At 69.1% G+C, this 9,838-nt stretch carries 6 protein-coding genes and 2 pseudogenes; all 8 read right to left on the bottom strand.

Annotation, left to right across the window (positions count from 1 at the left end; translation table 11 throughout):
• Positions 1–328: 328 nt before the first annotated feature.
• Positions 329–3,169, bottom strand: coding sequence for a formate dehydrogenase subunit alpha (gene fdhF / locus ACIDOCELLA78_RS96360; protein WP_201729850.1), 2,841 nt, complete (start codon positions 3,167–3,169; stop codon positions 329–331).
• A 12-nt stretch (positions 3,170–3,181) separates the two neighbouring features.
• Positions 3,182–4,732, bottom strand: a complete 1,551-nt coding sequence (locus ACIDOCELLA78_RS96355) for an NADH-quinone oxidoreductase subunit NuoF (protein WP_201729852.1) — start codon at positions 4,730–4,732, stop codon at positions 3,182–3,184.
• Positions 4,732–5,205: a formate dehydrogenase subunit gamma gene (locus tag ACIDOCELLA78_RS96350; RefSeq protein WP_201729849.1), complete on the bottom strand. Its 474-nt coding sequence runs from the start codon at positions 5,203–5,205 to the stop codon at positions 4,732–4,734. The genes ACIDOCELLA78_RS96355 and ACIDOCELLA78_RS96350 overlap by 1 nt, the downstream gene beginning before the upstream one ends.
• A gap of 150 nt (positions 5,206–5,355) precedes the next feature.
• Positions 5,356–6,258 (bottom strand): LysR family transcriptional regulator, encoded by a 903-nt coding sequence (locus ACIDOCELLA78_RS96345; protein ID WP_201729848.1) that lies wholly within the window; start codon positions 6,256–6,258, stop codon positions 5,356–5,358.
• Entirely contained in the window at positions 6,255–7,316 is a 1,062-nt protein-coding gene (locus ACIDOCELLA78_RS96340) for an alcohol dehydrogenase (protein ID WP_249676850.1), read from the bottom strand. The genes ACIDOCELLA78_RS96345 and ACIDOCELLA78_RS96340 overlap by 4 nt, the downstream gene beginning before the upstream one ends.
• A 98-nt stretch (positions 7,317–7,414) precedes the next feature.
• Complete coding sequence (locus ACIDOCELLA78_RS96335; RefSeq protein ID WP_201729846.1) at positions 7,415–8,716, bottom strand: folylpolyglutamate synthase/dihydrofolate synthase family protein; 1,302 nt, start codon at positions 8,714–8,716, stop codon at positions 7,415–7,417.
• A 10-nt stretch (positions 8,717–8,726) separates the two neighbouring features.
• Positions 8,727–9,595 (bottom strand): annotated as a pseudogene (gene accD / locus ACIDOCELLA78_RS96330) (acetyl-CoA carboxylase, carboxyltransferase subunit beta).
• Between the two features lie 10 nt (positions 9,596–9,605).
• Positions 9,606–9,838 (bottom strand): annotated as a pseudogene (locus ACIDOCELLA78_RS96325) (hypothetical protein); the annotation flags it as partial.

Raw genomic sequence — 9,838 nt, 5'->3', positions numbered from 1 at the left:
CCAGCGCCCCGGCAAGGTGTCGCCGCCGGCGGGCGAGCCGCTCGCCGATCTCCGCGCCAACCCGCATCCGGCACTCCACCCCGTCCTCGACGGCGACGATGCGGCACTCCCGCACATCCTCCGCGCGGTCGACGATCCCTTCCGACAGGGCTGAACCCGATCGCGAAATCCTCAAGATCGCGCGGCGTCGCCATCATCACGGCATAGCCGGCCCGGTCGTAGCTCAGCGCCACGGCCGTCTCCTCCGGCACCAGCCTGGTGCCGGCGACGACGTCGCCATGATGGAACGCCGTCGCCGCCACCCGCACGACAGGGGCGGGCAGAGCCGTCATTCCGCCGGCACGGCCTCGATCTGCCGCGTCCGACGGCCGAGATCGGCGTAGTCCTGCTGCGTCGCCGTCGGCCCGTTCGAGGGCGAGACCTGCACCGCCGTCACCTTGTATTCGGGGCAGTTGGTCGCCCAGTCCGAATAGTCGGTGGTGACGACATTGGCCATCGTCATCGGGTGATGGAAGGTGGTGTAGACCACCCCCGGCGCGACCCGGTCGGTCACCTTCGCCCGCAGCGAGGTTTCGCCGGCCCGGCTCGCGAGCTTCACCCACGCGCCGTCATTGATCCCGCGCTGCTCGGCATCGTGCGGATGGATCTCCAGCAGATCCTCCTCATGCCAGGCGGTATTCGCCGTGCGTCGCGTCTGCGCGCCGACATTGTATTGCGACAGGATGCGCCCGGTGGTCAGCAGCAGCGGGAAGCGCGGCCCGGTCTTCTCGTCGGTCGCGACGTATTCCGTCACGAAGAACCGCCCCTGACCGCGGACGAACCCGCCCACATGCATCACCGGCGTGCCCTCCGGCGCCGTCTCGTTGCACGGCCACTGCACCGAGCCCTCCCGCTCCAGCAGGTCGAACGACACGCCCGCGAAGCTCGGCGTCAGCCGCGCGATCTCGTCCATGATCTCCGAGGGATGCGCGTAGTTCATGTTGTAGCCCAGCGCCCGGGCGATGAGCTGGGTGATCTCCCAGTCCTCATAGCCGTTCTTCGGCGTCATCACCTTGCGCACGAGCTGGATGCGCCGCTCGGCATTGGTGAAGGTGCCGTTCTTCTCCAGGAAGGTCGAGCCCGGCAGGAACACATGGGCGAACTGCGCGGTCTCGTTGAGGAACAGATCCTGCACGACGACGCATTCCATCGCCGCGAGCCCGGCGGTGACATGCTTGATGTCCGGGTCGGACTGCGCGATGTCCTCGCCCTGGATGTAGAGCCCCTTGAACGTGCCATCCACCGCGGCATCGAGCATGTTCGGAATCCGCAGCCCCGGCTCGGCGTCGAGCGAAACGCCCCAATCCACCTCGAAAGCCTGCCTGACCCCCGGCGTCGAAACATGCCGGTAGCCGCTGAACTCGTGCGGGAAACTGCCCATGTCGCAGCTGCCCTGCACGTTGTTCTGCCCGCGCAGCGGGTTCACGCCAACGCCGACGCGGCCGATATTGCCGGTCGCCATCGCGAGATTGGCGAGCGCCATCACCGCCGTCGTGCCCTGGCTGTGCTCGGTCACGCCCAGCCCGTAATAGATCGCGGCGTTCCCGCCGGTGGCGTAGAGCCGCGCCGCCGCCCGCACCAGCTGCGGGTCGACGCCCGTGGTCGCCGCCAGCGCCTCCGGGCTGTTGCGCTCGGCGGCGGCGAACTCGGCCCAGTGGGTGAAGGCGTCGAGATCGCAGCGCTCGCGCACGAAGGCCTCGTCGAAGAGGTTCTCGGTGACGATCACATGGGCGAGGGCGGTCAGCATCGCGACATTGGTGCCCGGCCGCAGCGGCAGATGATGCGCCGCCTCGACATGCGGGGTGCGCACGAGGTCGATCCGCCGCGGATCGATCACGATCAGCTTCGCCCCCTCGCGCAGCCGCTTCTTCATCCGCGAGCCGAACACCGGGTGGCCGTCGGTCGGGTTGGCGCCGATCAGCAGGATCACGTCGGCCTGCTCGACGCTGTCGAAATCCTGCGTCCCCGCCGAAGTGCCGAAGGTCTGCGACAGGCCGTAGCCGGTCGGCGAGTGGCACACCCGCGCGCAGGTATCGACATTATTGTTGCCGAACCCGGCGCGGACCAGCTTCTGCACCAGGAAGGTCTCCTCGTTGGTGCAGCGCGACGAGGTGATGCCGCCGACCGAGCCCTTGCCATAGGTCGCCTGGATTCGCTTGAACTCCGCGGCGACATGGCCGATCGCCTCGTCCCACGACACTTCCCGCCACGGATCGGAAATCTTGGCGCGGATCATCGGCCTGGTGATCCGGTCCTGGTGCGTCGCATAGCCCCAGGCGAAGCGCCCCTTCACGCAGGAATGGCCGTGATTCGCCTTGCCATCCTTGTAGGGCACCATGCGCACGAGTTCCTCGCCGCGCATCTCCGCCTTGAACGAGCAGCCCACGCCGCAATAGGCGCAGGTCGTCACCACCGAATGCTCCGGCTGGCCGATCTCGACCACCGATTTTTCCATCAGCGTCGCGGTCGGGCAGGCCTGCACGCAGGCGCCGCAGGACACGCACTCGGACTCGAAGAAGCTCTCCTCCATCCCCGGCGACACCTTGGACTCGAAGCCCCGCCCGGCGATGGTCAGCGCGAAGGTGCCCTGCACCTCCTCGCAGGCCCGCACGCAGCGCGAGCAGACGATGCACTTGGCCGGGTCGAACTGGAAATACGGGTTGGAGAGGTCCTTGACCGAGTCGAGATGGTTCTCGCCCTCATAGCCATAGCGCACCTCCCGCAGCCCGACCGCGCCGGCCATGTCCTGCAACTCGCAATTGCCATTGGCCGAGCAGGTCAGGCAGTCCAGCGGATGGTCGGAGATGTAAAGCTCCATCACCCCGCGGCGCAGCTTGCCGAGCCGCTCGTTCTGGGTATGGACCACCATGCCCTCGGCCACCGGCGTGGTGCAGGAGGCCGGCGTGCCCGCGCGCCCCTCGATCTCGACGAGGCAGAGCCGGCACGAGCCGAAACTGTCCAGCATGTCGGTGGCGCAGAGCTTGGGGATCTGCGTGCCGATCTCCATCGCCGCCCGCATGACCGACGTGCCTTCCGGCACGCTGACCCTCACCCCGTCGATCGTCAGGGTGACGAGGCTGGCGGCCTCGCTGGGCTTGGTGCCGTAATCGATTTCATGGACGAGACCCATGGTGGTTCTCCTTCACTCAGCCGCGGCAGGGAGTTTCGGCGCGCGAAACTCTTCCGGGAAATGGTTGATGGCGGACAGCACCGGATACGGCGTGAAGCCGCCCAGCGCGCAGAGCGAGCCGAACTTCATCGTCTCGCAGAGGTCGCGCACCAGCGCGAGATTCTTCTCCGGCTCGATCCCGGCGCGGATACGGTCGAACGTCTCCACCCCGCGCGTCGAGCCGATGCGGCAGGGCGTGCACTTGCCGCAGGATTCAAGGGCGCAGAACTCCATCGCGAAGCGCGCCATTTGCGCCATGTCGGCGGTGTCGTCGAACACCACGAGCCCGCCATGGCCGATCAGCCCGTCGCGCTTGGCGAACGCCTCGTAATCATAGGGCGTGTCGAACATCGAGGGCGGGAAATAGGCGCCGAGCGGCCCGCCCGCCTGCACCGCCTTCACCGGCCGGCCCGATGCGGTGCCGCCGCCAATCTCGTCCACCAGCTCGCCCAGCGTCACGCCGAAGGCGCATTCGAACAGCCCGCCCTGCTTCACATTGCCGGCGAGCTGCACCGGCATCGTCCCGCGCGAGCGGCCATAGCCCACCTCGGCGTAGCGCTTCGCCCCCTCGGCGAGGATGAACGGCACGCTGGCGAGGCTGATCGTGTTGTTGATGATGGTCGGCCGGCCGAACAGCCCCTCGATCGCCGGCAGCGGCGGCTTCGGCCGCACCTGCCCGCGCTTGCCCTCCAGGCTCTCCAGCAGCGAGGTCTCCTCGCCGCAGACATAGGCCCCGGCGCCGACCCGCACTTCGAGGTCGAAATCATGCGCGCTGCCGTTGATCCCGGAGCCGAGATAGCCGGCGCGCTCCGCGATCTCGATCGCCCGGCGCATCATCCGGATCGCCAGCGGATATTCCGAGCGGATATAGACATATCCCTTGGTCGCGCCCACCGCGACACCGGCGATCGTCATGCCCTCGATCAGCATGAACGGATCGGCTTCCATGATCAGCCGGTCGGCGAACGTGCCCGAATCGCCCTCATCGGCGTTGCAGACGATGTATTTCCGGTCCGCCTGCGCGCGCGCCACGGTCTCCCACTTGATCCCGGTCGGGAAGCCGGCGCCGCCGCGCCCGCGCAGCCCGCTCTCCTTCACCGCGGCGACAATCGCCGCGGGGCCCGCCGAAAGCGCGGCCTCCAGCCCCTTGTAGCCGCCATGATGGCGGTAATCCTCGAGCGACAGCGGATCGATGATCCCGGCCCGGCCGAAGGTGAAGCGCGTCTGCTTCGCCAGATAGGCGATCTCCTCGACATGGCCGACGCAACGCGCATGCGGCGCGCCGTCGAAGAACCGGGCCTCGAACAGCCCCGGCACGTCGGCGACGCCGATATTGCGATAGCCGATCCGCCCCGAGGCGGTGGCCACCTCCACCAGCGGCTCCATGAAGAACATCCCGCGCGAGCCGTTGCGCACGATCGTCACTGGAATGTTGCGCGCCCGCGCCTCAGCCTCGATCGCCGCGGCGACCCGGTTCGCCCCGACCGCCACGGCGGCCATGTCCTGCGGCACGAAAATCTTCATCACGCGGCCTCCGCGACCAGGGCTTCAAGCGTGGCGGCGTCGGCCCGTCCCACCGGCTCGTCGTCGAACAGCGCGCCCGGCGCCGTCGCGCACAGGCCGAGGCAATACACCGCCTCGACGGTGATCCGCCCGTCCGGCGTGGTGCCGCCCCAATCGAGCCCCAGCGCATCGAGCAGCCGCCGCGCATTCGCCTCCGACCCCATCGACTGGCAGGCCTCGGCCCGGCACAGTTTCAGCACGTGGCGGCCGGCCGGTTCGCGGCGGAAATCATGATAGAAGCTGATCACCCCATGCACCTCGGCGCGGGTGATGTTGAGCGCCTCGGCGATCAGCGGCTCCGCCGCGCGGGGCACATGGCCGAAACTCTCCTGCAGCGCGTGCAGGATGGGCAGCAGCGGGCCTTCCTCGCCGACATGATCCCGGATCACGGCGCGTGCCGCCTCGTCGTTCCATTGGGCTGGCGTCTGGTCCATTCCGACTATCCTGTTTCCTCGCTCGGCCAGGATGACCGAGACTCCTGCTTAGGTGATGCAGGTTAATGATTTGTCTATTATCCCCAAGTTTCCCCCGCTAAACAAGCCAAAGACCAGATTGTTTGATAGAAAACATCTATCAATCAGGTCTCAGCCGCCATGCCCCGCCAATGCTGCGGCCCGCGCTTCCGCCACCTCCACCAGCGCCGCCACCAGCGGCGAGACCGGCTCGCGGTTCGGCAGCACCAGCCCGACCGCGTGAACCTCCTCCGGCCCGACGATCGGGATCGCCCGCAGCCGCGGCGTCAGCCCGAAAATCTGCGCCAGCTTCTCCGGCAGCACGCAGGCCCAGCGCCCGGTCTGCACATGGCTGACCAGCACGACGATCGAGTTGCTCTCCAGCGTCGGCCGCAGCTCGGTTCCGGCATTGCGCAGCAGCCGGTCGAGAATCCGCCGGTTCTGCATGTCCGGCGTCAGCAGACACAGCGGGATCTGCCCCACCTCGGCCCAGCTCACCTGCTCGCGCCGCCCCAGCGGCGCATCCGCCGCCGTCAGCAGCCGGTAGCGCTCCTCATACAGCGGCACCACCCGGTTCTTGCCGACCGGCTCGTTGTCGATATAGGTCACCCCGGCATCCACCTCGAAATTCTCCAGCCGCCGCAGCACCTCGTTCGAGGTGCAGGACTGGATCGAGAATCTGACCGCCTCGTGCTGGCGCCGATAGGGTGTGGTGAGTTCCGTGATGGTGGCGAGCGCGGTCGGAATCGCAGCGATCCGCAGCAGCCCCGACAGGCCCAGCTTCAGCGCCCGGATATCGGCGCGCATCGCCTGCATGTCGCCGACGATCCGCCTTGCCCAGTCGAGCACCCGCTCGCCTTCCGGGGTAAACCCCTGAAACCGCGACGACCGCTCGACCAGCGGCATCCCCAGCGCCTCCTCCAGCGCGCGGATTCCCGCCGAGAAGGTGGGCTGGGTCACGCCGCAGCTCTCCGCGCCGCGGCCGAAATGCCGCTCGCGCGCCAGCGCCAGCAGGTATTCGAGCTTCTCGATCAAGCGCCCTCGGCCACCAGCACCAGCCGCCCGGTCACTTCGCCGGCCTTGAGCCGGTGGATCGCCGCGTCCGCCTCGCGCTGCGGCACCGTCTCGATCTGCAGCTTCGGCAGCGCCCCACCCTGGGCCAGATCCACCAGCTCCCGCAGGTCGCCCGGCGTGCCGACGAAACTGCCCTGCAGCGTCAGCGCCCGCATCGGCATGAAGGGCAGCGGGATGTTCAGCTCGCCGCCAAACAGCCCGACCATGATCAGCCTGCCGCCCTTGGCCAGCGCCGCATGCGCCGCCTTCGCCGTGCCCGAGCCGTTGACGAGGTCGATGATCGCCTCCGGCTGCCCGCCGCACGCCGCGATGATCGCCTTGTGCAGCGCCGGGTCGTTGCCGTCCACCACCGCGGTGGCCCCCGCCGCCAGCGCCGCGTCGCGCTTCGTCGCACTGGTATCGACGCTGACGATCGCGCGGTGCCCGAGCGCGCGCAGCACCGCGATCGCCGAAAGCCCGAGCCCGCCCGCGCCGATCAGCACCACCGGCGTCTCCGCCGGCAGCGGCATCACCTTGCGGATCGCGGCATAGACCGTGATGCCCGAACACGCATAGGTCGCCGCCAGCGCCGGGTCGAGATCGCCGGGGTCGACCAGGTGCCCTGCATGCGCCGCGATCACATGGGTCGCGTAGCCGCCATGCTGGTAAATGCCGAGCGAGCGCTGCTTCGCGCAGAGATTGTCCTCGCCCGCCTTGCACCGCGCGCATTCGCCGCAGCCGACCCAGGGATAGACGATCCGCACATCCCCCACCTTCACGCTGCTCGCCTCCGGCCCGAGCTTCACCACCCGGCCGACGATCTCATGCCCGAGTGCGAGCGGCAGCGTGATTCCCCGCTGCACGATCTCATAGCGCCCGGCGCTGCCGAGGTCGTAATACCCGTCCCAGAGATGCAGGTCGGAATGGCAGACGCCGCAATGCGTCACCTCCAGCAGAATCTCCCGCCCCGTCGGCTCGGGCATCGGCAGGTCGATTTCCTTCAGCGGCGCCCCGTTCTCGACAACGGCCCAGGCTTTCATCGTGGCGGACATTCCGGTCTCCCATTTTTCGATCCGCCGCGAGTATCGGGTCGATCGCCCGGTTCAGGCAAGCGGGGCGGGCCGGAAGGCGAGGGGGATCAGCCCTGCGCCGGCGCCGCTTCCTGCCGTGCCAGGATCACCCCGGCCAGATAGAGCGAGCCGCAGATCAGCACCCGTTTCGGCGTCCCGTCCGCGGCGAGCCGCCGCAGCGCCGTCTCCACATCCGGCCCCGCCGTCGCGACCCCGCCCGACGCCTCGATGATCGCCTCGACCGGCAGGGCCAGGTGCTGCCCCGGCTCGACCACCGCCTGCACCGATTCCGCCTGCGGCAGCAGGATGCGCAGGAACTCCGCCACGTCCTTGGCCTGCTTCATGCCGACGACGAGATGCGTCGGCCCCTCCCAGCCGGCCAGAACCTCGGCCAGCGCCTGCGCCCCGCCCGGATTATGCGCGCCATCGAGCCAGAGTTCCGAACCCGCCGGCAGCTCGCCCGCCAAAGGCGGCCCAAGGCGCTGCAACCGCGCCGGCCATTCCGCCGCCGCCATGCCGCGCGCGAAGGCGTCCTCGCCAAACCCGAATCCGCCGGCGCGCAGGGCGGCGATGGCGATGCCGGCATTGTCGAACTGGTGCGCGCCGGGCAGGGCAGGAGCCGGCAGCTCCAGCCGCCCGCCGTCATCCTCATATACGGCACCCGCGCCCTGCTGCATGATCCGCCACTGCCGCCCGCGCACCGCGAGCGGCACCCCGGCGGCCTTCGCCCTGCCATCCAGCACGGCCAGCACCTCCGGCGTCTGGAAACCGGTCACGGCCCGGCTGCCCCGCTTCATGATCCCGGCCTTCTCGGCGGCGATCACGGTTTCGGTGTCGCCCAGGAACTCGCGATGATCGAGCGAGATCGCGGTGATCGCGGCGGCGGCGGGCGGCGGAATCACGTTGGTCGCATCGAACGTGCCGCCGAGCCCCACCTCGACGATCGCGATCTCCGCCGGCCTTGATGCGAACAGCACGAAGGCGGCGGCGGTGATCGCCTCGAACACGGTGATGGGTGCTGCGTCGTTCACCCGCTCCACCTCATCGAGCGCCGCGTCCAGCTCGTCGTCGCTCACCAGCGCGCCGGCAAGCCGGATGCGCTCGTTGAACCGCACGAGATGCGGCGAGGTATAGACATGCGCGCGCAGCCCCGCCGCCTCGGCCATGCCGCGCAGAAACGCGCAGACGCTGCCCTTGCCGTTGGTCCCGGCGACATGGATCGTCGGCGGCAGCCGCCGCTCCGGATGGCCGAGCGCCTCCAGCAGCCGTTCCAGCCGCTCCAGCCGCAGGTCGATCAGCCGCGGATAGAGCCCGTGCAACCGCTCGATCCGCGCATCGATCCGGCCCGGCGCCGGCGTCTCCCCGCTCACGCCGCCCCGCTCACGCCGCCTCGGCCTCCGGCCGCCCCACCTTCAGCAGGCCGAGCAGCCGCCCGAGTGTGGCCGCCATCTCGCCGCGCGCCAGCACCATGTCGACCATGCCGTGTTCGAGCAGGTATTCGGCGCGCTGGAAGCCTTCCGGCAGCTTCTCGCGGATCGTCTCCTCGATCACCCGCGCCCCGGCGAAGCCGATCAGCGCGCCCGGCTCGGCGATCTGGATATCGCCCAGCATCGCGAAGGAGGCGGTCACCCCGCCGGTGGTCGGATCGGTCAGCACCACGATATAAGGCAGCCCCGCCTCGCGGACCATCTGCACCGCGATGGTGCTGCGCGGCATCTGCATCAGGCTCACCGGCCCTTCCTGCATCCGCGCCCCGCCCGAGGCGGTGAACACGATCAGCGCCGCCTTCTGCAACACCGCGAGCCGGGCGGCGGCGACCAGCGCCTCGCCCATCGCCGCCCCCATCGAGCCGCCCATGAAGCGGAAATCCATCGCCGCGATCACCGCGCGATGCCCGCCCACGGTGCCATGCGCCACCAGCACGGCATCCTCCATCCCGGTCTTCCTGCGCGCATCGGCGAGCCGTCGGGATATTTCTTGCGGTCCTGGAATTTCAGCGGATCGGCCGGCACCTTCGGCAGGTCGATCCGCTGGAACGTGCCGCCATCGAAGGTCCAGCCCAGCCGCTCGGCCGCCGTCGCCCGCATGTGGTGGCCGCAATGCGGGCAGACCTTGAGATTGGTCTCCAGTTCGCGGTGAAAGATCATCTGCTGGCAGGCGGAGCACTGATGCCAGAGATTGTCCGGCGCCTCCTTGCGCCCGAGCAGGGTGCGGATGCGCGGGCGGACGAATTCGGAAAGCCAGTTCATGCCGGGCCGGTCAGAAAATGCTGTTGATCAGGTCGTCGCCGAGGCCGAACCCGGCCCCCATCGCGATCGCCCGGCCGAAGCCCGAATTCAGGAACCCGCCGAGCAGCCCGCCGCCCTGCTGCTGCGGATAGCCCTGCTGCGGGTAGCCCTGCGGCGGATACGCCTGCTGGGGATATTGCGGCGGCGGCGGCTGGTAAGCCGGCTGCGTCATCGGCTGGGTCTGCGGCACCGAGGCGGCTTGCG

The organism is Acidocella sp. C78 (assembly GCF_907164655.1).
The sequence above is the reverse complement of the archived record's forward strand: the minus strand, read 5'-3'. Positions and strand labels throughout refer to the sequence as shown.